Here is a 25259-nt window from a genome sequence, read left to right as displayed (position 1 = left end):
AGCCTAGTTCAGGCTCTTGCAGTGCTCTCGCGCAGGACGACCTCGGCCTTGAAGGTCTCGGTGGTCGGGTCGCCGCCCTCGATGGCCAGCTCGAGCGCACGCCGGCCCATCTGCTCCAGCGGCAACCGCACGGTGGTCAGGCCCGGCCAGACGTCCCGCAGCGTCGCGATGTCGTCGAACCCGGCCACACCGAACTGTCCCGGTACGTCGATGCCGCGCGCCCGGAGCGCGGACATGGCACCGACCGCCATCACGTCGTTCACCGCGAACAGGCAGTCCACGTCGGCGCCGCGATCCAGCAGCTCCTCGACCGCAGCGTGCCCGCCGTCCCGCGTGAAGTCGCCGGTCTCGATGGCGACCGGCTCGAGGCCGGAATCGGCCAAACCTGCGACGAACCCATCGCGCCGATCCCGTGCCGTCGCGAGCGCATCGGGCCCACCGAGGATGCCGAACTTGCGCCAGCCCAGCCCGGCCAGCGAGCGCGCCAGCTCGGCCGCGCCGGCCCGGTTGTCGGGCTCGATCGTGTGGGCCGGCATCCCGGACTGACTGACCAGCGCGAGCCCCGCGCCGGAGTTCAGGAACGAGGACACCTCGCTCGCCGTCCGGGCCAGACTCTCCGCATCGGTCCGGCGGCTACCGATCATCACCGCGGCCCGGGCGCGCTGGGCCCGCAAGGAGGCCAGGTAAGCAATCTCACGCTCGGCGTCGCGGAAGGTGCTGGCCATCATCACCAGCAGGTTGCGCTCGTCGGCGGCCCGCATCACGCCGTTCGCGATCGCGGCGAAGTACGGGTCCTCGATGTCGTGGACCAGGATGCCGACCACGTTCGTCGACGACTTGGCCAGCGCCTGGGCCTGCGCGTTCGGCGTGTAGCCGAGCTCGTCGGCGGCTGCCTTGACCCGTTCCTGCAGCTCCGGGCGGGGTACGCGGTCCCCACCGTTGAGCACCCGGGAAGCGGTCGCGACCGACACTCCCGCGCGCTGCGCGACGTCCAGCAATGTCACCGGTGCTCGCAGATTCACTGGACCAACCCTTCTGTGCCTTCCCCAGGAGCGGTGGCGGTCACACTATCGGAAAGCCTCATCCCAGGCCTCCGGCCGTGACCGTGCGTACCTGGCAAGTCCCGGGCAATCTCCCCAGAACCTGGCTTTGCGGCCCGCGAGTGACTAGCCTTCCCAGCCATGACGACCGTCCGCACCAGGGTGACGATCCTGGTCTCGTCCACCGCGCTCTGTTTCGGTGCTGCCATCGGTTCTGCCGCGGCCGCACCGCTTCCGGACGGGTCCGACCGAGGTGCTCCCGCCCCGCCCACCGAACCGTCGAACATCGACCAGCGCACCCACAGCACCAAGCCGGTCTACGACTACGCGAACGCGATCCGCGAGTCGGTGTACGTCGACACCGCGATGGACTCCGACTCCGACGGCAAGAACGACACCATCGCGGTCGACATCGTCCGGCCGAGCGAGACCGCACTGACCGGCCGCAAGATCCCGGTGATCATGGACGCCTCGCCGTACTACTCCTGCTGCGGCCGCGGCAACGAGAGCGAGAAGAAGACGTACGACGAGAACGGCGTCATCCAGAAGATGCCGCTGTTCTACGACAACTACTTCGTCCCCCGCGGGTATGCGATGGTCGGCGTCGACATCGTCGGCACGAACCGCTCGACCGGCTGCGGTGACGTCGGCGGCAAGGACGAGATCGACTCCGTCGTCGCGGTGATCGACTGGCTGAACGGCCGCAACAGCGCGCACACCTCGGACGGTTCGCCGGTGACGGCGTCCTGGACGACCGGCGCGGTCGGCATGATCGGCAAGTCGTACGACGGCACCCTGGCCAACGGGGTGGCGGCGACCGGTGTCCGCGGCCTGAAGACGATCGTGCCGATCTCGGCGATTTCGTCGTGGTACGACTACACCCGCTCCGGCGGCGTCCCGTACTCCGACGACTACATGCCATGGCTCGCCAGTCACATCGGCCACGACACCCCGGCCTGTGAGGCGGTCCGCGCCGACCTCGGTGACAACGACGACGACGAGACCGGCGACTACACGAAGTTCTGGGCCGAGCGCGACTACGTGAAGGACGCGCGCAAGGTGAAGGCGTCCGTCTTCATGACGCACGGCCTGAGCGACTACAACGTGCAGACCAACCACTTCTCGCAGTGGTGGGACGCACTCGCCAAGAACAAGGTGCCGCGCAAGCTGTGGCTGGGTCTCGAGGACCACGTGGACCCGTTCGAGTTCCGCCGCCAGGACTGGGTGGACGAGCTGCACAAGTGGTTCGACTACTGGCTGCAGGGCCTGCCGAACGGCGTGATGCGCGAGCCGATGGCCTCGGTGGAGACCGCGCCGGACAAGTGGAACGACTACCAGACCTGGCCGGCCGCGAAGCACACAACGCCGATCCCGCTGGCCGCCGGCAAACTAGGTGCCGCAGGCAAGGGAACGGTCACCGTCACCGACGACCCGGAGCTGACCGAGGACGACATCGTCGCCACGCCGTCCGAGGAGATCGCCGGCCGCCAGATGTTCGTGTCCGCACCACTGCCGACCGCGATCCGCGTCAGCGGCACCCCGACCGTGACGCTCCGGATCAAGGCCGACTCGACCACCACGCCGATCACCGCCCGCCTCGTCGAGTACGGCGACGCCCAGCGGTACTCCGGCATTGCCACCACCAAGGATGAGAGCTGCCACGGCCAGCAGACGAGCTACGACGACGGCTGCTACTTCCTGATCAAGAAGCTCACCGCGAAGTCGGACCACGGCATCGTCAGCCGCGGCTGGATCGACGCGGCGCACAGCGGTTCGCTGTCCAAGCCGAAGCCGCTGACCCCCGGCAAGTGGACGACGGTCACCGTGCCGCTCCGCGCCCAGGACGAGATCATCCCGAAGGGCCGCGTCCTCGGCCTGGCCGTCACCCTGTCCGACGTCGAATGGACCAGCCCGAACGACACCGGCGCCTCCATCGACATCGACCTGGCCGGCAGCCGCCTGAACCTCCCCCTCACCACCGGCAAACTCACCGCCCCCGCCAAGGTCGCCCCCATCGACGTGGACATCACCACCCCCACCGAACGCCCAGACCTCCGCGACCCCAAGAACTAACCCTCAGCAGTTCACACCCAGGCGTCCCGGGCTCCCCGGGGCGCCTGTGCTGCGTTCCGGGTGTGGTCATTGCGGAGTACTCCGCAGTGTGTAGTAGTGTGGAGTGCAGATGAGGAGGTTGGGGATGGATACGAGCCAGTTGCTCAAAGGGGTGCTCGACCTGGCGGTGCTCGCGGTTCTGCGCGATGCCGACGGTTATGGGTACGACGTGTTGCGCCGGCTGCGTGCTGCCGGGCTGCACGATGTCGCCGACGCTTCGGTGTACGGGACGCTCCGGCGGTTGTTCGCGGCCGGCGCGCTGACGTCGTACGTGCAGCCCAGCGAGGAGGGCCCGCACCGCAAGTACTACGGGCTGAACAAGACCGGCCACGACCTGCTCGACCAGTCCACCCGGACCTGGACCCATTTCGCCGACATCATGTCGGTTCTGCTGCTGACCAAGGAGGCCGCGTGAACAGCACCCTGACCGGAGCGGTCGCGAGTTATCTCGCCCAGGTGCGGGCCGAGCTGAGCGACTTGCCACCCGGCGAGCTGGCCGATGTGCTCGACGACGTCACCGGTCACCTCACCGAGGTCGCGGCCGAGTTCGAGGGTGAGCCGACGGGTATCGCCCTGCAGGAGCGCCTCGGCACCCCGCACGAGTACGCCGCCGAGCTGCGTACCGCGGCCGGCTACCCGCCGCGGACCCAGCCGGTCACCGACCAGAACCCGGGCAACCGGGCACTCCGCTGGGGCCTGATCGCCACCCTCGTCGGCCCGTTCTTCGTCGCCGTCGCGGTCTTCGCCGGTGGTCAGGGAGCGAGCGCGTTCTTCGGGTTCGTCGGTTTCGTGATCCTGTTCGGCGCGGCCTACCTCGGCGTCCGGGCGCTCCGCGGCAACGACCCCCGGGTCGTCCTCGATACCCCGCGCGGTCAGCGTGGTGAGCGCCAGATCCGCGACCTGATCGAGCAGATCCCGCCGAATGTCCGCAAGGAGCTCGTCACCATCGGCCAGCCGGTCTGGTGGGTGCTGCGCGGCGCGGTCGGTGGCGGCGGGTTCTTCCTGCTGTTCGGTGCCGGCGCGGTCGCCGTCGTCGGCGCGATCGGCGGCGCCGTACTGTCGGTCTGGGTCGCCCGCCGGACCCAGCAGGATCGCCGCTGGCTCTGGTACGTCATCCCGCTCAACGTGGTCGCCGCCGTCGCCGTACCGGCCTTCCTGTCCGCGGCCTTCCTCGGTGCGTACAGCGGTGTCTTCGACCGGAGCGACTACAACAACTCCAGCAACTACAACCCGCCGAGTGACGGACTGCGCTGGAACGGCTCCGAGGTGACGAACGTCTACCCGTTCGATGCCCAGGGCAAGCAGGTTTCGGTGGCGCTGTACACGCAGGACGGCGAGGCGATCACGCTCCCGCTGCAGGGCTGTGCCACAGACAACAACAACTCGGGCACCAAGAACAGCAACATTCTCCCGCACGCGGTCGCCACCTACGTGCCGAACGAGAAGCCCACCGAAGCCAACCCGGACGAGTCGGTCTGCAAGGACGAGATCAAGGCGCCGTTCACCCCGCCGCAGTTCCCGACCACGGGCCCGACCTCGAACCCGACGCCGACCCCGAACCCGACGCCGTCGGCCAAGGTGACGCCGCCTCCCGCGAAGCCGACTCCGGGAGCGACGTTAACCGTGCAGCCAACGCGTTAGTCAGAAGTGCGCCGCGGCGACGCGACGGTAGGTGTAACCCAGGCGGTGGTAGACCGCGATCGCGGCGGGGTTGTCGCGGTCGACCATCAGCCCGGCGCGCCCGTGCTCTTTGACCAGCTCCGCGGTGACGAACCCGCAGACCTGCCGGGACAGTCCCTTGCCCCGGGCAACTTCACGCGTCGTCACCCCGGCCAGGAACCCGACCTCCGGCGCACTCCACGCATCGGCCGCGATACTCAGCAGCTCCCCGTCAGCACCCGAGATCGCCGCCCAGCGCCGTACCCCAGGAAGCCCGGGCCACGCGTACGACGAAGGTGACGCCTCGGCAAGCAATGCCTCCACCCCGTCGTCACCTTCCAGCCACCCTGCAGTCGTGGTGACCGGCGGAATCTCGGCCGTCTCCATCCAGCCGAACGCAGCCGAGAACTCCAGCCCAGGCACCCGATCCGCAAGCTCGCGGATCAGATCCTCGTCCCCGAACGGCCGGTACGACGTACCGACCTCGCCCGCGACCGCCGTGACCAACCGAGCCACCTCTGCAGGCGGTCCGGCCACAGCCAGCCGATCACGCTTCGAGAGCTCCGGCGAAGCGACGGCGACCGCACTCCCGTCGTACCAGGCTCGGACGCCAGGCCCGAACCCTTGCCCAGCCCAAACGATGAGCGGATCCCCAGTCAGGTCAGCGGCGGTGTGGATCTCATGCACACAGTCATTCTGTCTCAGCCCTTTGCAGGGCGTACGGGACGAGGTGGTGATAGCCACGGACCGAGACGCGGCGGAGTTTGCGGAGCCGGTACGCCGGATGCCCGTCGAGGGCGGCGGCGAGTTCGCGATCGGCCAGCACGCGGCCGGGTTTGCACTCGGAGGTGAGGCGGGCGGCGATGTTCACGACCTCGCCGTACACGTCTCCGAGGCGGATCAGGATGCTGCCGTAGCAGAGCCCGATCCGCAGGTCAGGCAGGTCGTCGACGGCCTCGACGGCATCCTGGAGGGCCAGGGCTACTGCTGCGCCCTCAGCCGCGGTGTCGGTGACGAAGAGGACCTCGTCGCCCATCGACTTGATCACCCGGCCGCCGTTCAGCGCGACGACATCGGCGGCCATGCCTTCGAACCGCTCGATCAGCTGACCGAGCTCGTTCTCGGTCATCCGCCGGGTCAGCCGGGTGTAGCTGACGATGTCGGCGAACCCGACCGCACGGATCCCACGCGCCAGCTCGTCGGAGCCTGCTACCGCCCGGCCAGCCGCGGCGGCCAGGTGCCGGCGCCAGACGTAGGTCTGCAGCTTCTCCATCGCCGGCAGCAGCTGCCCGGCCACCTCGATCGCCTCGTCAGCCTCCAGGGGTGCGGTGGCGAGGAACTCGAGGAACATCGCGGACTGCCAGGAAGCGAGTCGCGACTGCGTCTGCCCGAGTTTGCGAGCCAGTGAGGACTCCATCGACGGGTCGATGAAGTTGTCGTCCTCGAGCGCCGCGACCAGCCGCAGCGCCTCGACGTCTCCGTCGGTGAAGGCGATCTCGTCGTCCGGCACCGTCGCGAACCCGAGCGCGTGCCACATCCGCTCGGCGCGCTGGATCGAGATCCCGGCGCGCTCGGAGACCTCGATCCGGGTGAACTTCCGGTCCCCGCCCAGTAGCGTGCGCTCGAACTCGGCCTGCAGTGCCGCTAGATCCGGCTGCCCGTTCGGTGCGCCCGGATCAGGATCCACCGCGGCGCTCGGCGATGGTGGCGTCGATGGCCTCCCGGAAGTCGGGCAGCCGCCGGGTCAGGTCGTCGAACTTCTCCCGGGTGAAGTGCAGCAGCTGCAACCGCGACTTCGCCGTCACGGTTGCCGTCCGCAACGTGTTCTTCCGGACCCCGACCTCACCGGCGATATCACCCGGGCCGAGCTCGGCGATCTCCTCGCCCTTGACCCGGACCGCCGCCGTACCGCTCAGGATCAGGTACGCCGCGTCCGGCGGGGTCTGCTCGAGAATGAGCGACCACCCGGCCGGCACCGACACCTCTTCACCGGCCCTGAAGATGTCCCGGATGTCCTTCCCGGACAGATCCGCGAACAGCGGCAGGTCCCGCGGGGACGTTCTACCCAGTGCCACGTCGAGCCTCCGATATCGCCGATGTTCCCCGCCGGTAACTCTAAACCCTCGCGCCCCCACCGCCCACCGTCCCTGCCAATTTCGCTGGCTGGCCACCGAAATTGGGGGTTCCGCACCGTGGTTAAGGGTGCAGAACCCCCAACGTGACTGCCTAGCCAGCGAAATGGGGCTGGAGATTGACCGGGGTTGGTTGGGGGTTTACGGTGGCGGGAAATCGATTTCTCTCCCCGCCTGAGGAGATCCGGATGCGGAACCGATGGTTGTTCGTCCTGCCCGCCCTGGTCGGCGTCGCGCTCGTGCCGGCCGGACACACCGGGCCCGCCGCCCAGGCGGCCCCGGTGCCGTCGCCGGCCGAACGGGTCGCCAAACTGACCGGTCCGGAGTCGATCAACGACACCGAGGCCCGGTTCGCGCTGAAGGCGACCGACCTCGGAATCCTGTGGGACAACGGATCCGGCGAGATCCTGACCGCGTTCGGCGACAGCTACGGCGGCGGGTGGACCGGCCCGGGCGGCGGCGTCGGCGATCCGGCCACCATCGACTGGCGGTGCAACCTGCTGCTGCGGAGCAAGGACCGGAATCTGGCCGACGGGATGACGCTGGACTCCGCGGCCGAGGACCGGCCCGGGCACGCCAAGGAGTTCCTGGGCTGCAAGAAGATCGACCGCGACGAGCACACCGTCATCCCGACCGGCGGCATCTCGGTCGGGAAGCGCCAGTACGTGCAGTACATGTCGGTCAACTACTGGGGTCCGGCGGGTTCGTGGTTCACGAACTACTCCGGTTTCGCCTACTCCGACGACAACGGCGAGAACTGGACGAAGTCGCCGACCGCACGCTGGCAGAACACACCGTCATGGGACAACAACTTCCAGATGGTCGCGTTGGTGCGCTCGTCCGGGTACGTGTACATGATCGGTACGCCGAACGGGCGGTTCGGGAACGCTTACCTGGCTCGCGTTCCGGAGGCTCGGGTGCTCGACAAGGGCGCTTGGCGGTACTGGGACGGACGTGTGTGGTCGCCGGTGGAGCGGTCGGCAGTACCGATTGCGGTAGGCCCGGTCTCCGAGGTGTCGGTGCAGTGGAACGCGCACCTGGGTAAGTGGCTGATGATGTACCTCGACGAGCAGCGGGCATCCGTCGTACTGCGGACTTCCGCGTCACTGACCGGACCATGGAGTGGCGAGCAGATCGTTGTCCGCGGCACCGACTTCCCGGGTCTGTACGGAACGTACATGCATCCTTGGTCGACTGGGTCGGACCTGTACTTCACGATGTCGCAGTGGGATCCGTACAACGTGTTCCTGATGCACACCAAGCTCACCGATGACGGGCAGATCACCAACCTGGTCACGGATCCCGGCTTCGAAGGGCAGACCGGCAGTACGCCGTCCGCGCCGTGGCAGCTGAACGGCCGTGGCGGAATCGACCGCTCGAACCTGGGCCACTCGGGGGTCAACAATGCCTATCTGCGAGATTCGATCGGATCACACGCGGTGCAGCAGAACGTTGCTGTGCGCCCCTATCACCGCTATCGGCTGTCGGCCTGGATCCGGACCGCGGCGAACAACTCCGAGACGATGCTCGGCGTCCGGAGTTTGCGCGGGCGGACCATCGCCGAGCGGACGGGCGGCGCGCATCCGGCGTACACGAAGGTCAGCGTCGACTTCAACTCCGGTCCGGAGTCGTTGGTTCAGCTGTACGCCGGCTTCTTCGGACACGGTCAGGACGTCTGGATGCAGGTGGACGACGTCGAACTACGGGAGCCGTAACCCACGCATCTGTGGTGAGGCATAGACGTTGGTGATGCGCACACCATCCAGCCACTCGGTGAGCCGCTCCGCCTCAGCTTCGAGTGCCGCGTGTGCCACTTTGCCGACGTCATCGTGGATGACCAGCCGGACGGGCGCGGCCGGGTCCTTGTCGTCCTGTAACCAGCAGCCGACGATCCGGCCGTCCCACCAGGCGGTGTTGCCGGCGTTGCCGTTGGTGTCGAACAGGAACGGCTTGTCCGTCGGGTCCAGGTAGAAGTCCCGCTCCTTCCACCCCATCACCGTCGGGTCCAGAGTCGGGAGGAGCGCGGCCCAGGGCTCCACATCATCCGGAGATTCGGTGTCGTCCGGCAGCACCCAGCCGGCACCTTGATCCAGTTCAACCTCGACCGCCTCGACATCCGCGAGTGCCCGCCGTACTGAGGTCTTGGTCGCGCCTAGCCACCAGACGATGTCCGCCTCGGTCCCAGGGCCGAAGGTCCGGAGCCAGCGGCGGACCAGCTCCGCGTAGGCAGCCGGCTCCTCCAGCGGCTCCGGGACACTCCCGAGCCAGTGCTCGGCGGACGTCCAGGCGGGCTTGTTGAGTCGCCAGTGCCCGGCATTCACTCCGCGGAGCACGCGGCCTTCTGCGCTCAGGAGCGCCATCACGACCGGCCCGACCGGCAACTCACCGGGACCGGACGGGCGCATCCAGCCGAGCTCCGGAACCTCGCCGCGAAGCTCACTCGTGGTCCGAGCAGTGCCATCCGCCAGCACCTTCTGCACCTTGGACACGGTCTCGGCGATCCACTCCTCGGGCTTCGTGATCCCGCTGGCGATCAGGTCCTTCGTCAGCTGACCCCGCTGCTGACCGGCCACCCGCCGAGCCGCGCTCCCCAACGCGGCCGGCAGGAGATCCCGCGGGAACACGAACAGCGTGCGCCGCATCGCCAACTGCTTCACCACGCTGCGCTCGTCGTACAAGGCGCGGTCCACCGCATCGACCGTCACCCCAGCCACCCGCGCCCACAGAGACAGGTGCACGGTGGCCGCCTCGGTCGCATGCAGCACGGTCATCCCCCGCACCGCATCCTCGATCGAGTCGAACCGCCGTACCAGCCCGTGGCGGGTCGCCAGCCGACGGCGGCGATCAGCGTCTGTGATGTGCAGCATGCGGCAATCTTGTCAGGCACTAAGGACAGGAGGTGTCCGCTTTTTCCCGCGGCGATCGCCGCTCGGCTCAGGCGTGCGGCGCGATATACGTAGACGCCTACGTCCTGTCCTTAGTGCGGTACGCGGCGGCTGCGGCGGGACGGGCGGGTGCGGCGGCGGATTGGGCGGCGGGGGCCGATCAGGCGCGGACCGGCCAGGCGGTCCTCGAGGCGGCGAGCCTCGCGGCGGATCGGCTGGGCGATGTACTCGCCGAGGATCACGCCCGATGCGATAGCGATCGCGATCGCGACCGCCGTGGCCAGGCTGACGATCCCGATCAGGTTGCCGAGCCCGGTCAGCTCGTACAAACCCTTGTAGATGGTGAGCCCCGGCAGCAACGGGACCGTGCCGGAGACGACCACCACCAGCGGCGGTACGCCGGACCTCCGGCCGAGCGAGTAGCTCCCGAACCCGACCGTGAACGCGGCCGCCGCAGTTGACCAGGCCGGCCCGAACTCGGCCCGCGTCATCAACGTGAACACCAGCGAACCCGCACCGCCGATCACCGCGATCGGCAGCAACGCCCGCAGCGGCGCGTACGACGCGTAGGCGAACGCGACCGCCATCAGCGCGCCGGCGCCGACCATGATCGGCAGGTTCGAGAGCTGGATCGTCTGCGCCTCGATGCCGACGTGGAACCCCAGTTTGATCCCGATCGCGAGACCGAGGCTGACCCCCGCGATGATGCCGCCGGTGAGCAGCATCGCCTCGAGACTGCGTGCCGCTGCGGTCACGTAGTACCCGGTGATCGCGTCCTGGACCGCACCGGTCAACGCGATCCCGGCCAGCAACATAATGATGCCTGCGGCAACAACCAGCGACGGTTTCACCGGCGCATGCACGGCGTACAGAACGAGCGCGACCGCGGTCGCGACGAACGCCCCGGCCACCTGCTGATAGAACGCGGGCAGCCGCTGGCGGTTGAACCACCGATTGCTCAGATCGATCACGATCGCCGTGACGACCGCAACCAGCGTGATCAGCCAGCCACCACCGAGCAACAGCGTCGCGCCACCCGCCATCACACCCCACGCGACGACCGCAGTCCACCGTGGGTACGGCGGTCCGGCCGACGTCAGGCGGGCGAGTTCGCGGCTCGCCTCGTCACGGGTGACTTCGCCGCGCGAGTACCGCCGTACCAGGCGATCGACCTCGGTCAGCCGGGAGAAGTCCTGCGACCGGTACCGGACGACCCGCATATGCGTCTCGGGCGCGGTATCCGGCGACGCCTGGTACGAGATCGCGATCGACGTGAACGTGATGTCGACCTCACAACCCCGCAGCGCACCTGCCGCCGTCACCCCGAGAATGGTCGCCGTGGCATCCGCCGTACCGGCCCCACTGGACAGCAACACCTCGCCGATCCGCAGCGCCAGATCCAGCGTCCGGTAAACCTCCCGCTGCTCGTCCAGATCCGTCACCCCACCAGCACATCACACGACCCCGCCGAGCCGGTTGAGCGCATCCCGCAGGAAGGCGTCGCGTCGCTCGGTTGCGCCGGCCCAGTCCAGCACTGTCGGCGTGTTGAGGGCGGCAACCACGTCCCAGTACGCGCTGCCGCCGGTTGCCCGCAGCCCGTAAGTGATGGCCATCTGCTTCCGCAGTTCCCCGAAGTCCACGCCTGGATCGCCAACCCCCGCCGTCTTCCAGTCGATCAACACACACTCGGACGCGCTGACCCACGCCACGTTCCCCGGCCAGACATCCCCATGCAGAAACACAATCGGTCCCTCCGGCCGCTCCATCCCCCGTACGACGTCATCCGCCAACCGCAGCAGTGGCGTCGTCGGCATCGCCCCCACCCGCCGATCCCGCGCGAAGTCGTCCACCGCGATCGGCCGTATCCGAAGCGGCAACTCCGGGGTCGCCTCCAGCGGCACATGCACCCGGTCCAACGCAGCTCGCACCCGTCCGAGGTCCGGTTTCGCCGGCCACGTCGTACTGCCGATCATCGTCTCCACCGACGCCGGCACGTCGAGGTCCACCCCCAACAACCGAGGCGCCGGTACGCCGTACTCCTCCGCCACCGCCAGGGCCGCAGCCCCGGTCGCGATCATCGCCGCATCGATCCGCGGAGTCACAGCCCGCAGTACGACGGCCTGCCGCCTGCCGCCGACCTCGACCGTCACCCGCCACGGCCCCTGCTCCCCATGCAACGGCCGCACAGACACGACCACCGCCCCGCCGCCAACACACCCGGCGACCCACTCCACCACCCGCTCGGCCGGCATCCCGCCGCCTGCGCTACTACCCTTCCCGCACTCAGCGAGAGTGCCATACCCCCGGGTACCCCACAAGTAGGCCGTGGGCCAGTCGGGGCGGGTCGGGGATATCGCTTTCCGGTTTCGGGTTGACTCGCCGTTTGCGCTCTCCTATGGTTGCGGAACACGCCTTGGAAAGCCCTTTCCAAGGGTTGGCGAGGGAGGCGCGGGGAACTGTGAGCGAGCGACGCATCGGGATCGTGATGAACGGGGTCACCGGCCGGATGGGGCTGCGGCAGCATCTGGAGCGCTCGATCGTGGCGATCCGGGAGCAGGGCGGGATCCAGGCCGCGGACGGGACGATGATCATTCCGGATCCGATCCTGGTCGGGCGGAACGAGCTGAAGCTGCGGCGGATCGCGGAGACGTACGGGCTGAGCCGGTGGACCACCGACGTCGCCGAGGCGCTCGCGGAGCCGGATGTGGAGATCTACTTCGACTCGCAGCTCACGCAGTTGCGGGAGAAGGGGGTCCGCGCGGCGGTGGAGGCCGGGAAGGCGATCTACTGCGAGAAGCCGATCGCGGACAGCCTGGAGGCGGCGGTCGACCTGGCCCGGCTGGTGCGGGATTCGGGGCTGAAGAACGGCGTCGTCCAGGACAAGCTGTCGCTGCCGGGTCTGCGGAAGCTGAAGCGGCTGGTCGACGGTGGGTTCTTCGGGAAGATCCTCTCGGTGCGCGGCGAGTTCGGGTACTGGGTGTTCGAGGGCGACTGGCAGGAAGCACAGCGGCCGTCGTGGAACTACAAGTCCGAAGAGGGCGGCGGGATCATCGTCGACATGTTCTGCCACTGGCGGTACGTGCTCGACCAGATCTTCGGCGAGGTCAAGTCCGTCTACTGCCAGGGCGCGACCCATCTGCCGGCCCGCTGGGACGAGCAGGGCAACGAGTACGCCGCTACTGCCGACGACGCGGCGTACGGCGTCTTCGAGCTCGAGGGCGGGATCGTCGCGCAGCTGAACTCGTCGTGGACCACCCGGGTGTTCCGGGACGAGCTGGTCGAGTTCCAGGTGGACGGGACCGAGGGCTCGGCCGTTGCCGGGCTGCGGAACTGTCGCGTGCAGCACCGCTCCGCGACACCGAAGCCGGTGTGGAACCCGGACATCCCTGCCACGGAGAACTTCCGTGAGCAGTGGGCGACGGTTCCGGACAACGAGACGTTCGACAACGGGTTCAAGGTGCAGTGGGAGATGTTCCTGCGGCACATCGTCGACGATGCGCCGTGGTCGTGGGACTTCGTCGAGGGTGTCAAGGGTGTGCAGCTGGCCGAACTCGGACTGCAGTCGTGGCGCGAGGGCCGCAAGCTCGAGGTGCCGGCGCTCGACCTCGGAGCGAAGTGATGAAGCTGCCGCTGAACGGCGAGCTGGTCGACTACCAGCTCGCCGGTACGCCGGTTGCCCAGGGCACCTATTCGCCCGCCCGATCGCGGTTGGCCTTCGCCGCGGCGCACGTGGTCGCCGACCCGCTCGGTGACAACTCACCGGGCGCACCCGCGGTGATCGACTGGGAACACACGCTGGGTTTCCGCCGCCACCTGTGGTCGCTGGGTTTGTCGGTCGCCGAGGCGATGGACACGGCGCAACGCGGGATGGGGTTGGACTGGGCGGCCACCCAGGAGCTGATCCGACGCTCGGCCGCGGAGGCGCCTGACGGACGGATCGCGGTGGGCGTAGGCACAGACCAACTACCCACCACAGGACAACCCGCCGCCGGTTCCTACCAGTTGGACGACGTAGCAGCTGCGTACGAGGAGCAGCTGGCCGTTGCCGAGGAGGTCGAGGCGCAGCCGATCCTCATGGCGAGCCGCGCGCTTTGTGCTGCTGCTTCCGGACCTGATGACTATCGGAAGGTTTATGACCGGCTCCTTGCGCAGTCTTCGCGGCCGGTGATTTTGCATTGGCTGGGGTCGATGTTCGATCCGGCGCTGGCGGGTTACTGGGGCAGTGATTCGGTCGAGGTCGCGACGGATGTTGTGGTCGGTCTGATCGAGGACAACGTGTCGAAGGTGGACGGGATCAAGATCTCGTTGCTGGACGCCGGCAAGGAAGTTGCCCTGCGCAAGCGTCTGCCGGACGGCGTGCGGCTGTACACCGGGGACGACTTCAACTATCCCGAGCTGATCCAGGGTGACGGCGACCGCTACAGCGACGCTCTGCTGGGGATCTTCGCCGCGATCGCCCCCGCCGCGGCGGCCGCACTGAAGGCGCTCGACGACAACGACCTCGAGACCTATGAGCGCGTCTTCGCTCCGACCGTCCCACTGGCCAGGCAGATCTTCTCCAAACCGACCTACTACTACAAGACCGGAATCGCCTTCCTGGCTTGGCTGAACGGCTACCAGCCCGGCTTCACGATGGTCGGTGGGCTGCAGACCGGCCGGTCGCTACCGCATCTCGCGGACACCTTCCGGTTGGCGGATCAGGCCGGCGTACTGACCGATCCGGAGCTCGCGGTCGACCGCTTCCGGCAGCTGCTCAAGGTCGGCGGGGTCGACGCGTGAACCGCTACAGCCTCAACCAGGCAACGACGAAGTACTGGCCGCTCGAGGACGTCGTCGCGGCCAGCGCCAAAGCCGGTCTGGAGTGGATCGGGCTGTGGCGCGAGCCGATCCAGGAGTACGGCGCGGAGCGGGCCGCCAAGCTGGTTGCGGACGCCGGGCTGAAGGTGTCGTCGCTCTGCCGCGGCGGCTTCTTCACCGCCACCGACCCCCAGGAGCGCGCACAGAAGATCGATGACAACCGCCGCGCGATCGACGAGTCGGCAACTCTCGGTACGTCGGTCCTCGTGCTGGTCAGCGGCGGTCTGCCGCCGGGATCCCGGGACATCGACGGCGCTCGCGCGATGATCCGGGACGGCCTGGCCGAGTTGGCGCCGTACGCGGAAGAGCGCGGTGTGACGCTCGCCATCGAGGCGCTGCACCCGATGTTCGCGTCGGATCGCTGCGTGGTCTCGTCACTCGGCGGTGCACTCGATCTCGCCGAGCAGTTCCCCGCGAGCCAGGTCGGGGTGATCGTCGACGCCTACCACCTGTGGTGGGACGCCGATGTCTACCGGCAGATCGAGCGCGCCGGTGAGCGGATCGTCTCGTACCAGGTCAGCGACTGGACCGTACCGCTCCCCGCCGACAACCTGCTCGGCCGCGGCATGATGGGCGACGGCGTGATTGAACTGCGCCGGCTCCGGGAAGCCTGTGACGCGGCTGGGTACGACGGTCCGATCGAGGTCGAGATCTTCAACCAGGAACTGTGGGACGCGCCGGGCCAGGAGGTCTTCGACCTGGCGTACGCCCGCTACCAGGAGCACGTCGTCTAACTCTTAGGAGCTGAGAATGACCATTCCCGCCGACGGTATCGGGATGCACCTGTACACCATGCGGGACGTGCTGGCAGAGGACTATCCGGGGACGCTGAAGCGGCTGGCCGGGATCGGCTACCGCACGGTGGGTGTGAGTGGGCGGTTCGACCACAGCGCCGAGGAGATCCGCGGGTTCGCGGACGATGCGGGGCTGCGGATCGTGCTGGAGCACGTCGGATATGCGCGGATGGCGGACAACTGGTCCGGCGCGCTGGCCGACGTACAGACGCTCGGGGCGCAGTGGATCGTCGTACCGAGTATCCCGGCCGAGCAGCGGTCGATCGAAGGCTTCCGTACGGCGGCCGCCGCGTTCACCGAGGCTGGTAAGGCTGCGCGTGATGCCGGGCTGAAGCTGCTGTTCCACAACCACGGTCACGACTTCAACGAGGTCGACGGGACTGTTCTGTACGACATCCTGCTCGACGTCGACCCGGAGCTGCTCGGCTTCGAGCTCGACCTGTACTGGGCGGTTGACGGTGGTCACGACCCGGCCAAGCTCTTCCAGGAGCACCCGGGACGGTTCCCGGCGCTGCACGTGAAGGACATGGCCGCGGACGGCTCCTGGGAGGACGTCGGGGCCGGCAAGCTCGACTTCGGTGCGATGTTCGAGCACGCGGCCTCAGGTGGTGTCGAGCAGTACCTGGTCGAGCACGACAAGCCGACCGACGCCTGGGCCTCGGCGGAGCGCAGCTACCGCGGGCTGACCGAGATTTAGCGCTCCTCTGTGGATACGGCTGCTCACGGTTAGTGCATACCGCCTATTCTCGATCTGTGCTCAACGAACCTTCGGTGCCACTGACGGCGGTCCGCCGGCTGTACGAGGTGAGTGCGCGGATGGGCGCCGGGCGCAGCCTGGCCGAGACGCTGCAGGCCGTGGTCGACGGTGTCGTGGACGGTCTGGGCTTCGGGATCGCCGTGCTCAACCTCCGCCAGCCGGACGGGAAGTTCGAGGTCATCGCGGTCTCCGGGTCCCCGGAGGCCCGCGAGGCCCTGCTCGGCACGATCAGCGCGGCGGACATCTTCGACGCCGAGTTCGCGCTCGCCGACGAGTGGGGCGGGCTGCGCTTCGTGCCGCACGAGCGGCTGCCCGAAGGTGACGTGGTCGGCTGGGTGCCCGACGTACCGATGGCGAGCGGGCCGGACGCGTGGCATCCGCTCGACGCCCTGTTCGCGCCGCTGTACTCGTCGGAGAACGAGCTGGTGGGGATGCTGTCCGTGGATCTCCCCGAGGATCAGCGCCGGCCCGGGCCGATCCACCGCGAGCTGCTGGAGATCTTCGCCACCCAGGCCGGGCTCGCGATCGACAAGGCCCGCCTGACCGACCAGCTCCTCGCCGAGAAGGCCCGCCTGGAGGCGAGCGAGGCGACGTTCCGGATGGTCTTCGAAGGAGCGGGAAACGGCATGGCCACGGTCGCCCTCGGCGGCCCCGAAGCCGGCCGGATCCTCCGGGTGAACGACGCCTTCTGCCAGATCACCGGGTACGACGCGGGCCAGCTGGTGGGTGCGGCCGCGGGGGCGTTCCTGCGGGACGAGCAGCCGGAGCAGACCCGCCGTGAGCTCGCCCGGCTGGCCCGCAGCAAAACGCCGTACCGGTTCGAGCGGATCTTCTCGCAACCCAGCGGCAACGAGATCTGGCTCGGCGGTACGGCGGCCATCGTCGCCGAGAGCACCGGGCCGCGGATCCTGCTCGTCCAGATCGACGACGTCACCGCCCGCAAGGACGCCGAGCGCGAACTCCGCCATCACGCCGCCCACGACCCACTCACCGGCCTCCCGAACCGCCGCCTCCTCCAGCGCCGCTTCGACCTCGTCCTCGAACGCACCCGCAGCTCCGGCCGCCCCGGCGCCCTGCTCTTCTGCGACCTCAACCACTTCAAACTCATCAACGACGGCCACGGCCACGAAGCCGGCGACCGGGCCCTCCGCGAGATCGCCGCCCGCCTCACCACCGCAGTCCGTCACGGCGACACCGTCGCCCGCCTGGGCGGCGACGAGTTCGCCATCCTCGCCGAAGACATCGCCGACGAGGCCCTTCAAGCCCTGATCACCCGCCTCGAAGCCGCCGTCAGCCGCCCCCTCGAAGGCATCACCACCCAAGTCACCACCGCCATCGGCACCACCCCCATCACCCCCACCTCCCCCGACCTCGACACCCTCCTCCACACCGCCGACCAGGCCATGTACGCCACCAAGCACCACCGCCCCTGATCTGGCCGGGAGCTGCCAACCGCGGCCCGGCGACGCGAATCCGTCGTACGTTCACGATCTATGCCCAAGTCGCGGCGCCGTAAGAAGAAGACCTCCCGGCCCGGGTCCGACCAGCAGTCCTATCAGCCGCCCGCCCAGCCGGTGGTCCGTCCTGCTCTCGAGCCGCCCACTCCCGATCCGCCGCCTGTCAGCGATCGCGAGCGGAGAGCAAGACTCGATGCGCTCCTCCGAGGACCAGGCGCCGACCCGGATACCTGGTCAGCGGAGGTCGCCGCCCTGCTCGCGGAGTTCGAGTCCCGGCGGCAGTACCGGACGCACGAACCGCCCAACTACGATCATCTGCCGCCGCTCGAGAAGCTGGTTCACCCCAAGTACTCCCCGGAAACCACGCAACACAACGGTTCCTGGCCCATCGCGGTACAGCGGGCCACCGACGCCTACCTGGAGATCCGGGACGAAGCCGAGCGGCTGGGCCCACGGTTGCGCCACGGCCCGACGGGCCGCTACGGGTTGTCGACCCTGAACGTCGATCCCCGCGACACCTATTTCGCGACCAAGTCGGTGGCAGTCGACATCGGCGACGCGGAAGACCTCTACCGCTACGCCAAGGGAAACCTCGAGGCCCTGCAACGTGCCGAACGCCTGATGGCGAGCCGCGCCCGCCCGACGAAATGGGTAACTCCCGGCTACCGCTGGTTGATGGACAGAACGGCCGCCGACACCGGCCGCCGCGAGACCGTGGAAATCACCCTCACCGTCAACGCAGAAGGTCTCGCCCAACTCCGCTGCGGCGACCACCTCGCCCCCGCCACACCCCAGGCGTGGGCAGACCTCACCGCAGACGCCCTCCCCAGCCCTCTCGCTCCAAAGCGACCACCCCGAGAACCAACAACCGCTCCGCCCCCAGTACGCCGAACGCCCAGCATCCGGCAGGTGCTGGCAGCCGTGGTGCGGGCACTGTTCTCCCAGGACTTCTGGCTCGCCTTCTTACTACTTGCCCTCGTGGTAGCGATCGCCGTCGTCATGGTCATGGCGATCACCAAGCTGTGAACCGATCTTGTCGGCGGCCTGTGCTTGGATCCTGGCACGGAGCTGAGGTGAGGGGTGAGGATCGTGCAGACGGTCGTGAACGGTCAGGCTTTCTTGACCTTCGGGCAGATCTACGCGGAGAGCGGCAACGGCCGCGCGGATTTCGACGACTCGTTCCGAGGGCAGCACAACGGGCTGTGCGGAGCAGCCATCGCCGGCACATTGTGTTTGCTGACAGGTCTGCACACCGGCCACGTCGGCCTCGTAGTGGAGGTGCACGACGAGGCACCGACGATCGACGAAACCTGGGAAGACATCGTCGAGGTCTCCTTCCGCCCGGCAGGTGACGTTACGCTGGCCGGCCTGGACGGCGATCGGTGGAAGCTCGACCTCGAGCCGATCGATTACCGGGTGCGGTACTGCGGCCGGGCAATCGACGCCGGCCACAAGTCGGAGCGGGAGCCCGGCGACCCGCCCGTCGATCACTACCTCCTGCAGTTCTGGCCAGCACCCCCGGAGCCGGACCAGGTACTGAAGGTGACGAGCCAGCTTGCGCAGGACTGGCACGCCCGGGCGCGTCGCATGCGTCCTCCCCCGACCCCCGAGGAAGCCGCGGCAGCGAAGGCCAGTCGCGACGCGTGGGAGGCGGAGCAACGCCGGACCCGGGAGCTCGAGGCCTGGGGTGGAAGGCTCCCCAGCGAGCGGATTCGCGAGACCTACAACGCGTTCCGGCTGGTGCGGTACGACCGCCCGTTGCTGGACGACCTGGACCGGTCCGACGACGGGACGTTGGTTGCCGTGGCCCGCTGGTCGGCTCGGCAGGTCTGCACAGTCGCCGAGCTGGACCAGATGCCGTGGGTCGCCGACGCCCTCGACAGGATGGATCACGGAGTGGACGAACGCGAGGTCATCCAGGCTCCGCCTGGCACGTTCGGCCCCGAAGGCGAAAGCTTCATGATCGCGACCTTCGGCGGCTGGGACTCCGGCCAGACCAAGCCTGTGCAGGCTCTCCTGGCACTCCAATCGCCGTACGACGAACCACTCGACGCCGCGCTCTCCACCCTCTGGATGGCGATCGGCGCGTACGGCGAAGAGCGTGGCACCGAGGTGGTCGCCAAGTTGCGGGAGGCGTTTCCGCGCTTGGGTCAGCCAGATGGGGCGCGGCCGCAGAGGTAGGTGCTGCTGTCCAACAGTTCTTGGGTGATGCGGATGCCGGTGAGGTGCTCGGCTAGGGCGAAGGTGGCTTCGGTGTGGAGTGAGTAGTCGCGGTCTTCGCCACTGCGCAGATCGAACCCGGCCTGTGCCATGACATCTACGAGTGCATCCGGGTCGCTGCCCTCACGGTGGTACGGGAACAGCGGTTCGAAGCGGAGCCGGAGGTCGCCGTCCTCCAGCCAGTAGAACCAGTCCTCGGCATCGATATTGCTGAAGTGCGACACCACGCGGGTGCCCTCGGACAACGGGAGAAGGACCGGCATGCTGATGCCCAGTGTGCCGTTGGCTTCGAGCAGCATCGTCCAGCCGTCGAGTTGGGTGGCGCCGATGCCGTAGCGACCGTCACTGCGGGGATACGGCAGCGGGAAACTCTTATGGGCGAAGTCGATGAATGCGTCCAGTCCGGTGAGCTGTTCCGTCGGTCCGGCATCGACGCGGCGAAGCGCCTCCACCGGGTCGATGCCTTCGACCAGCGTCAGGCAGTAGGCGACGCTGAGAGTCGTGCCCTCGAACCAGAGGTAGTCCTGAGCGTTCATGAACCCAACTTGGCTAGGGCTTTGTCGGTGAGGCGGTAGACGGTCCATTCGTCTTGGGGGTGGGCGGCCAGGGACTTGTAGAAGTCGATGGCGGGGGTGTTCCAGTTGAGGACTGACCATTCGAGGCGTTCGTAGTTGTTGGTGACGCATTCTTGGGCCAGGGCGGTGAGGAGGGCTTTGCCTAGGCCGGTGCCTCGGGCTTCGGGGCGGACGAAGAGGTCTTCGAGGTAGATGCCGTGGACGCCGCGCCAGGTGGAGAAGCTGAGGAACCAGATGGCGCAGCCGACGATGCGGTCGTCGAGGAGGGCCACGTGGGCGAAGACTGCGGGGGATTCGCCGAAGAGGGCGGTCTCCAACTGCTCGACCGTCAGATGGCATTCGGTGGGGGCTCGTTCGTAGTCGGCCAGGGCGTGGACGAGTTCGACGATGGCGGGGACATCCTCGGGGCGTGCGCGGCGTACGGTCATGGACGCTAGATCTATCAATAGATCGCGGTAATTTCACCTCACCGACAGACCTCCGCCACCTGGCGACACAACAGTGGCAGGCGCTTTCCAACCTGAATCCGCCTCGTCCAGGAGGTATTTTTCATGACTTTTTCACGCCGCCGCTTCCTTGCCGCGGGTGGTGCGGGCTCGGCCGCCGTGCTGCTCGGCACCAGCGCCTGGGACGCCTCGACCACGTACGCCGCGCCTGCCGCGGCCGGTAATCCGTTCACCCTCGGGGTTGCTTCCGGCGACCCGCAGTACGACAGCGTCGTGCTCTGGACCCGCCTCGCCACCGACCCGTTCGCCGTCGACGGCAAGGGCGGGATGCCGGACCGCAACGTCCGCGTCGAGTACGAGGTCGCCCTCGACGAGCGCTTCCGGTACGTCGTTCGCCGCGCCGGCGTGGTTGCCACGCCCGAGCTCGGCCACTCGGTGCACCCTGAGATCCGCGGGCTGCTGCCGGATCACGTCTACTACTACCGTTTCCGCACCGGCGGCCACGTCTCCACGACGGGGCGCACCCGGACCACGCCGCACCCGTTCGCGAGCCCGCGCCAGCTCAGGTTCGCCTTCGCCTCGTGCAACGCCTGGCAGGACGGGTTCTTCACCGCCTATGACCACATGGCCGACGAGGACCTCGACCTGGTCGTCCACCTCGGCGACTACCTGTACGAGTCGGGCGTCAAGACGAACAGGCGCGGTGTCGTGACGGATCCGCGGTTCCACGGTGAGACGTTCGACCTCGCTCGCTACCGGTTGCAGTACTCGCTCTACAAGGCCGAGGCACCCCTGCAGGCTGCGCACGCCGCGCACCCGTGGATCCACACGATCGACGACCACGAGGTGGAGAACAACTGGGCCGGCGACCTCTCTCAGCAGGACACCGAGCCGGACCAGGACCCGGTGGTGTTCCGGGCCCGCCGGGCGGCCGCGTTCCAGGCGATGTACGAGAACATGCCGCTGCGGCACGACCAGATGCCGTCCGGTCCGGCGGTTCGGTTGCACCGGCGCCTTCCGTACGGGCGGCTGGCCGACATCACCATGCTGGACACCCGGCAGTACCGCTCCGACCAGCCGTGCGGCGACGGTGACTCGTCGACGTGCACCGACCGGTTCAACCCGGACAACACCATGCTCGGCGGCAAGCAGCGCGCCTGGCTGCTGGACGGTTTCAAGCGGTCGAACGCCCGCTGGCAGATCCTCGGTAACCAGGCGCCGATGGGTCAGACCGACTGGACGCCTGGCCCCGAGACGCGGGTCTGGCTGGACCCCTGGGACGGTTATGTTGCCGAGCGCAACAAGGTGCTCGGCGCCGCCCAGGACAGCGGTGTCCGCAACCTGGTCGTCATCACCGGTGACCGGCACCAGAACTACGCCCTCGAACTGAAGCGTGACTACGACTCCCCGGAGTCCGCGGCCGTCGGCACCGAGTTCGTCGGTACGTCGATCACCAGCGGCGGCGACGGCGCGGACATGACCCCTCAGGGCCAGCAGTTCCTGGCCGCCAACGAGCACCTCAAGTTCTTCAACAGCCAGCGCGGCTACGTCCGCGTCACCGTCGACCAGAAGCAGTGGCGCTCCGACTTCCGCGTCCTCCCGTACGTGCAGACCCCGGGCGCAACGATCAGCACGCGCGCGACGTACGTCGTCGAGGACCGCAACCCGCACGTCCACTCAGCCTAGGCCGCGAGGCCGCCGTCCACCGGCAGCACAGTCCCGGTCACGTACGACGACCGGTCGCTGAGCAGCCACGCGGCGGCCTGCGCGATCTCCTCGGGCTGCGCTGCGCGACGCAAGGGCGTTTGCGCGTTGAGTCCGTCGATCACCCCGGGCGTCGCGCGGTCCCAGTCGCGCAGCATCTCGGTGAGTGTCGTGCCTGGCGCGATCGCGTTCACCCGGATGTTCTCCGGTCCGTACGTCGCCGCGGCCGATGCGGTCAGGCTGTGCCCCGCACGCTTCACCGCGCCGTACCCAGGCAGTGCCGGGTTGGGGATCAGGCCACCGACGCTGGACGTGTTCACGATGCTGCCGCCACCACCACTGGCGCGCAGAGCGGCGACCTCGGCCACCATCGCGACCCACAGTCCGCGCAGATTGACGGCGTACAACTCGTCCATCACGTCGACGGACAGTTCGTCCATCGGGCCGGGTGGTTGCCCGGTCGCCCCATTGTTGAACGCACCGTCGAGCCGCCCGTACTGCGTCACTGTCCGCTCGACCGCGGTCCGGATCGCGTCGGGGTCGGCCAGATCACAGACGACGTACGACGCACCGGTCGCCGCCGCGACCCCGGCCAACTGCTCTTCGCTCCGCGCGGCAAGCATCACCTGGGCTCCTTCGGCCACGAACAGCCGGGCTGCCGCGGCACCGATCCCCCGCCCGGCTCCGGTGATGAAAATCGTCTTTCCTTCCAGCAATCTCTCCATGCGAACCACCTTGACCATCCGCTCGGCCCGCAGCCAGGCACCAGGTGTACCTGGCTGTCCGGCATCACCCGGCGCACACTGGACGACGTGGACAAACCCGAGCTGGCCGCCTTCCTCCGCAGCCGCCGAGAGCGCATCAGCCCGGCCGAAGCGGGTCTGCCCGCCGGACGACGACGCCGTACGCCGGGACTTCGCCGCGAGGAGGTCGCCCAGCTGGCGTTCATCTCGACCGAGTACTACACGCGGCTGGAGCAGGCCCGCGCGCCGCATCCGTCGAGCGACGTGCTGGCGGGGATCGCCCGGGCACTGCGACTGTCCGATGCCGAGCGCAACTACTTGTACCGGCTGGCCGACCTACCGGTGACACCTCCCGGGCCGTCCCGGGTGGTGCGGCAGAGCATCCTCGACCTGATCGAGCGGCTGCCGACCACGGTCGCGATGGTGTTGTCCGCGACGTACGAGGTGATCGCGTGGAACTCGCTCGCCGCCGCCCTGCTGGAGGACTTCTCGCAGCGGTCACGTCAGGATCGCAACCTGCTACGGCGGGAGTTTCTCGGTCCCCGCTCACCGGGCGGCAAGGTCTTCGGGGCGTCCGACGGTGACCAGTTCGCGCGGCATTCCACCAACTACCTCCGCGCGACTGCCGCGCGGTATCCGGATGATCCGGAGGTGCAGGGGCTGATCGCCGATCTGCTGGCCGGCAGCCCGCGGTTCGCCGAACTGTGGCAGGCCCACGATGTGGCCGCCGAACCAACCCTCTGCAAGACCTTCGACCATCCGCTGGTCGGTCCGATCAGCGTGAACTGCGACGCACTAGCGATCCCGGACCGCGACCAGCAGCTCGTCCTCTACACCGCGACGCCGGGCTCACCGTCCGAGGAAGCGCTTCGGCTGCTGGCGGTGATCGGCACCCAGGAGCTGATTCAGTAGCCGCAGTGCTGGGTGCATTCGGATATTCCTGTTGGAGTTCCAGGTTCGCATGCGGGAACTTGGAAGGTATGACGAACTCCACCCGCACGATCGGTGATGTCGAGGTCAGCCCGATCGGGCTCGGCGGGATGCCGATGTCGATCGAGGGCCGGCCCGACGAGGCCCGCTCGATCGCGACCATCCACGCCGCCCTCGACGCCGGTATCACGCTGATCGACACCGCCGATGCGTACCACCTGACCGCGACCGATGTCGGTCACAACGAGACCCTGATCGCCAAGGCCCTCGCGTCGTACGGCGGTGACACGTCGAACGTCCTGGTCGCCACCAAGGGCGGTCACCTCCGTCCGGGCGACGGGAGCTGGACCCTCGACGGTTCCCCGGCGTACCTGAAGCAGGCGGTCGAGGCCTCGATCAAGCGGCTCGGCGTCGAGGCGATCGGCCTGTACCAGTTCCACCGGCCCGACCCGAAGACGCCGTACGAGGAGTCGGTCGGCGCCATCCGCGACCTGCTCGACGCCGGCAAGATCCGGCAGGCCGGCATCTCGAACGCCAACCCCGAGCAGATCCGCCAGGCCAACGACATCCTCGGCGGCCGCCTGGTCTCGGTGCAGAACCAGTTCTCGCCGAAGTTCCGCTCCAGCGAGCCGGAGCTCGAGCTCTGCGACGAGCTCGGCATCGCCTTCCTGCCCTGGTCCCCACTCGGCGGCATCTCCAGCGCCGGCGACCTCGGTGCGAAGCACCCCGCCTTCCACACCCTCGCCGCCGAACTCGGTGTCAGCCCGCAGAAGCTGACCCTGGCCTGGATGCTCGCCAAGTCCCCGGTCGTCATCCCCATCCCCGGCGCCAGCCGCCCGGAGACCATCCGCGACTCCTACTCCGCCGTCGACCTCACCCTCACCCCCGACCAGGTCGCGACCCTCAACGCCGCCTGACGTCGGTAAGGACACTTAGTAGTCGCCTACT

General features: G+C 68.3%; 24 protein-coding genes. 14 read left to right on the top strand and 10 right to left on the bottom strand.

Annotated features, from left to right (window positions below; translation table 11 throughout):
* Positions 1 to 8: 8 nt before the first annotated feature.
* Positions 9 to 1022, bottom strand: coding sequence for a LacI family DNA-binding transcriptional regulator (locus ACFCV3_RS06200; protein WP_376026620.1), 1014 nt, complete (start codon positions 1020 to 1022; stop codon positions 9 to 11).
* Positions 1023 to 1181: 159 nt separating this feature from the next.
* Here ACFCV3_RS06200 and ACFCV3_RS06195 point away from each other — a divergent pair, with 159 nt between their 5' ends.
* The 3 genes from ACFCV3_RS06195 (at position 1182) to ACFCV3_RS06185 (ending at position 4793) form a co-directional block, all read left to right on the top strand.
* Positions 1182 to 3113, top strand: a complete 1932-nt coding sequence (locus ACFCV3_RS06195) for a Xaa-Pro dipeptidyl-peptidase (protein ID WP_376026617.1) — start codon at positions 1182 to 1184, stop codon at positions 3111 to 3113.
* Between the two features lie 124 nt (positions 3114 to 3237).
* The gene (locus tag ACFCV3_RS06190) at positions 3238 to 3567 is read left to right on the top strand and encodes a PadR family transcriptional regulator (RefSeq protein WP_132175444.1); all 330 of its coding nucleotides are present in this window, start codon (positions 3238 to 3240) and stop codon (positions 3565 to 3567) included.
* A complete protein-coding gene (locus tag ACFCV3_RS06185; RefSeq protein ID WP_376026615.1) occupies positions 3564 to 4793 on the top strand; it encodes a DUF1700 domain-containing protein in 1230 nt (409 codons plus the stop codon). The genes ACFCV3_RS06190 and ACFCV3_RS06185 overlap by 4 nt, the downstream gene beginning before the upstream one ends.
* Here ACFCV3_RS06185 and ACFCV3_RS06180 read toward each other — a convergent pair whose 3' ends face one another.
* From ACFCV3_RS06180 to ACFCV3_RS06170, 3 genes are read right to left on the bottom strand one after another with little or no spacing between them, the layout of a single operon-like run.
* The gene (locus ACFCV3_RS06180; RefSeq protein WP_376026613.1) at positions 4794 to 5498 is read right to left on the bottom strand and encodes a GNAT family N-acetyltransferase; all 705 of its coding nucleotides are present in this window, start codon (positions 5496 to 5498) and stop codon (positions 4794 to 4796) included.
* A 4-nt stretch (positions 5499 to 5502) separates the two neighbouring features.
* Positions 5503 to 6498, bottom strand: a complete 996-nt coding sequence (locus ACFCV3_RS06175; RefSeq protein ID WP_376026610.1) for an adenylate/guanylate cyclase domain-containing protein — start codon at positions 6496 to 6498, stop codon at positions 5503 to 5505.
* Positions 6488 to 6886, bottom strand: a complete 399-nt coding sequence (locus ACFCV3_RS06170) for a cyclic nucleotide-binding domain-containing protein (protein WP_376026608.1) — start codon at positions 6884 to 6886, stop codon at positions 6488 to 6490. Before ACFCV3_RS06170 ends, ACFCV3_RS06175 begins: the two co-directional genes overlap by 11 nt.
* 245 nt (positions 6887 to 7131) lie before the next feature.
* Between ACFCV3_RS06170 and ACFCV3_RS06165 the strand changes: the two genes are divergently transcribed.
* On the top strand, positions 7132 to 8658 hold the full coding sequence (locus tag ACFCV3_RS06165; RefSeq protein ID WP_376026605.1) for a DUF4185 domain-containing protein: 1527 nt from the start codon (positions 7132 to 7134) through the stop codon (positions 8656 to 8658).
* On the opposite strand, the gene ACFCV3_RS06160 is transcribed toward ACFCV3_RS06165, so the two are convergent.
* From ACFCV3_RS06160 to ACFCV3_RS06150, 3 genes are all read right to left on the bottom strand, one after another.
* Positions 8644 to 9810 (bottom strand): winged helix DNA-binding domain-containing protein, encoded by a 1167-nt coding sequence (locus ACFCV3_RS06160; protein ID WP_376026603.1) that lies wholly within the window; start codon positions 9808 to 9810, stop codon positions 8644 to 8646. The two genes, ACFCV3_RS06165 and ACFCV3_RS06160, sit on opposite strands and share 15 nt — an antisense overlap.
* A gap of 110 nt (positions 9811 to 9920) precedes the next feature.
* Entirely contained in the window at positions 9921 to 11270 is a 1350-nt protein-coding gene (locus ACFCV3_RS06155; RefSeq protein ID WP_376026600.1) for a threonine/serine exporter ThrE family protein, read from the bottom strand.
* Positions 11271 to 11282: 12 nt separating this feature from the next.
* Entirely contained in the window at positions 11283 to 12080 is a 798-nt protein-coding gene (locus ACFCV3_RS06150) for a phosphotransferase family protein (RefSeq protein ID WP_376026597.1), read from the bottom strand.
* Between the two features lie 206 nt (positions 12081 to 12286).
* Between ACFCV3_RS06150 and ACFCV3_RS06145 the strand changes: the two genes are divergently transcribed.
* Genes ACFCV3_RS06145 through ACFCV3_RS06115 form a run of 7 tightly spaced genes read left to right on the top strand, consistent with a single transcriptional unit; the run spans position 12287 to position 19874 of the window.
* Positions 12287 to 13447, top strand: coding sequence for a Gfo/Idh/MocA family protein (locus tag ACFCV3_RS06145; RefSeq protein WP_132415847.1), 1161 nt, complete (start codon positions 12287 to 12289; stop codon positions 13445 to 13447).
* Entirely contained in the window at positions 13447 to 14607 is a 1161-nt protein-coding gene (locus tag ACFCV3_RS06140; protein WP_376026594.1) for a dihydrodipicolinate synthase family protein, read from the top strand. The genes ACFCV3_RS06145 and ACFCV3_RS06140 overlap by 1 nt, the downstream gene beginning before the upstream one ends.
* Positions 14604 to 15419 carry a sugar phosphate isomerase/epimerase family protein gene (locus ACFCV3_RS06135; RefSeq protein WP_376026592.1) on the top strand — a complete coding sequence of 272 codons (816 nt, stop codon included), beginning with the start codon at positions 14604 to 14606 and terminating at the stop codon, positions 15417 to 15419. The genes ACFCV3_RS06140 and ACFCV3_RS06135 overlap by 4 nt, the downstream gene beginning before the upstream one ends.
* A 16-nt stretch (positions 15420 to 15435) precedes the next feature.
* The gene (locus tag ACFCV3_RS06130) at positions 15436 to 16176 is read left to right on the top strand and encodes a sugar phosphate isomerase/epimerase family protein (protein ID WP_376026589.1); all 741 of its coding nucleotides are present in this window, start codon (positions 15436 to 15438) and stop codon (positions 16174 to 16176) included.
* 56 nt (positions 16177 to 16232) lie between these two features.
* Positions 16233 to 17669 (top strand): diguanylate cyclase domain-containing protein, encoded by a 1437-nt coding sequence (locus ACFCV3_RS06125; protein ID WP_376026586.1) that lies wholly within the window; start codon positions 16233 to 16235, stop codon positions 17667 to 17669.
* A 60-nt stretch (positions 17670 to 17729) separates the two neighbouring features.
* Complete coding sequence (locus tag ACFCV3_RS06120; protein WP_376026583.1) at positions 17730 to 18719, top strand: hypothetical protein; 990 nt, start codon at positions 17730 to 17732, stop codon at positions 18717 to 18719.
* Between the two features lie 54 nt (positions 18720 to 18773).
* The gene (locus ACFCV3_RS06115) at positions 18774 to 19874 is read left to right on the top strand and encodes a hypothetical protein (protein WP_376026582.1); all 1101 of its coding nucleotides are present in this window, start codon (positions 18774 to 18776) and stop codon (positions 19872 to 19874) included.
* Here ACFCV3_RS06115 and ACFCV3_RS06110 read toward each other — a convergent pair.
* Together ACFCV3_RS06110 and ACFCV3_RS06105 are read right to left on the bottom strand one after the other, a co-directional pair.
* On the bottom strand, positions 19844 to 20449 hold the full coding sequence (locus ACFCV3_RS06110; RefSeq protein ID WP_376026580.1) for a DUF6461 domain-containing protein: 606 nt from the start codon (positions 20447 to 20449) through the stop codon (positions 19844 to 19846). The two genes, ACFCV3_RS06115 and ACFCV3_RS06110, sit on opposite strands and share 31 nt — an antisense overlap.
* On the bottom strand, positions 20446 to 20916 hold the full coding sequence (locus ACFCV3_RS06105) for a GNAT family N-acetyltransferase (RefSeq protein ID WP_376026578.1): 471 nt from the start codon (positions 20914 to 20916) through the stop codon (positions 20446 to 20448). Before ACFCV3_RS06105 ends, ACFCV3_RS06110 begins: the two co-directional genes overlap by 4 nt.
* 123 nt (positions 20917 to 21039) lie before the next feature.
* On the opposite strand from ACFCV3_RS06105, the gene ACFCV3_RS06100 reads away from it, so the two are divergent.
* Positions 21040 to 22620 (top strand): alkaline phosphatase D family protein, encoded by a 1581-nt coding sequence (locus ACFCV3_RS06100; protein ID WP_376026576.1) that lies wholly within the window; start codon positions 21040 to 21042, stop codon positions 22618 to 22620.
* Here ACFCV3_RS06100 and ACFCV3_RS06095 read toward each other — a convergent pair.
* Positions 22617 to 23363: an SDR family NAD(P)-dependent oxidoreductase gene (locus ACFCV3_RS06095; RefSeq protein WP_376026574.1), complete on the bottom strand. Its 747-nt coding sequence runs from the start codon at positions 23361 to 23363 to the stop codon at positions 22617 to 22619. The two genes, ACFCV3_RS06100 and ACFCV3_RS06095, sit on opposite strands and share 4 nt — an antisense overlap.
* Positions 23364 to 23450: 87 nt before the next feature.
* On the opposite strand from ACFCV3_RS06095, the gene ACFCV3_RS06090 reads away from it, so the two are divergent.
* Both ACFCV3_RS06090 and ACFCV3_RS06085 read left to right on the top strand, forming a co-directional pair.
* On the top strand, positions 23451 to 24293 hold the full coding sequence (locus tag ACFCV3_RS06090) for a helix-turn-helix transcriptional regulator (protein ID WP_376026572.1): 843 nt from the start codon (positions 23451 to 23453) through the stop codon (positions 24291 to 24293).
* Between the two features lie 68 nt (positions 24294 to 24361).
* A complete protein-coding gene (locus ACFCV3_RS06085) occupies positions 24362 to 25228 on the top strand; it encodes an aldo/keto reductase (RefSeq protein ID WP_376026570.1) in 867 nt (288 codons plus the stop codon).
* Positions 25229 to 25259 lie beyond the last annotated feature (31 nt).

It is taken from the genome of Kribbella sp. NPDC056345, assembly GCF_042262745.1.
In the GTDB taxonomy this organism is placed as follows: Bacteria; Actinomycetota; Actinomycetes; order Propionibacteriales; family Kribbellaceae; genus Kribbella.
The sequence above is the reverse complement of the archived record's forward strand: the minus strand, read 5'-3'. Positions and strand labels throughout refer to the sequence as shown.

Bases quoted from the DNA above. Each gene is read 5' to 3' on its own strand.
- ACFCV3_RS06195 (WP_376026617.1), top strand. From the start codon at position 1,182: ATGACGACCGTCCGCACCAGGGTGACGATCCTGGTCTCGTCCACCGCG.
- ACFCV3_RS06190 (WP_132175444.1), top strand. From the start codon at position 3,238: ATGGATACGAGCCAGTTGCTCAAAGGGGTGCTCGACCTGGCGGTGCTC.
- ACFCV3_RS06165 (WP_376026605.1), top strand. From the start codon at position 7,132: ATGCGGAACCGATGGTTGTTCGTCCTGCCCGCCCTGGTCGGCGTCGCG.
- ACFCV3_RS06160 (WP_376026603.1), bottom strand. From the start codon at position 9,810: ATGCTGCACATCACAGACGCTGATCGCCGCCGTCGGCTGGCGACCCGC.
- ACFCV3_RS06150 (WP_376026597.1), bottom strand. From the start codon at position 12,080: ATGCCGGCCGAGCGGGTGGTGGAGTGGGTCGCCGGGTGTGTTGGCGGC.
- ACFCV3_RS06140 (WP_376026594.1), top strand. From the start codon at position 13,447: ATGAAGCTGCCGCTGAACGGCGAGCTGGTCGACTACCAGCTCGCCGGT.
- ACFCV3_RS06130 (WP_376026589.1), top strand. From the start codon at position 15,436: ATGACCATTCCCGCCGACGGTATCGGGATGCACCTGTACACCATGCGG.
- ACFCV3_RS06120 (WP_376026583.1), top strand. From the start codon at position 17,730: ATGCCCAAGTCGCGGCGCCGTAAGAAGAAGACCTCCCGGCCCGGGTCC.
- ACFCV3_RS06110 (WP_376026580.1), bottom strand. From the start codon at position 20,449: ATGAACGCTCAGGACTACCTCTGGTTCGAGGGCACGACTCTCAGCGTC.
- ACFCV3_RS06105 (WP_376026578.1), bottom strand. From the start codon at position 20,916: ATGACCGTACGCCGCGCACGCCCCGAGGATGTCCCCGCCATCGTCGAA.
- ACFCV3_RS06100 (WP_376026576.1), top strand. From the start codon at position 21,040: ATGACTTTTTCACGCCGCCGCTTCCTTGCCGCGGGTGGTGCGGGCTCG.
- ACFCV3_RS06095 (WP_376026574.1), bottom strand. From the start codon at position 23,363: ATGGAGAGATTGCTGGAAGGAAAGACGATTTTCATCACCGGAGCCGGG.
- ACFCV3_RS06085 (WP_376026570.1), top strand. From the start codon at position 24,362: ATGACGAACTCCACCCGCACGATCGGTGATGTCGAGGTCAGCCCGATC.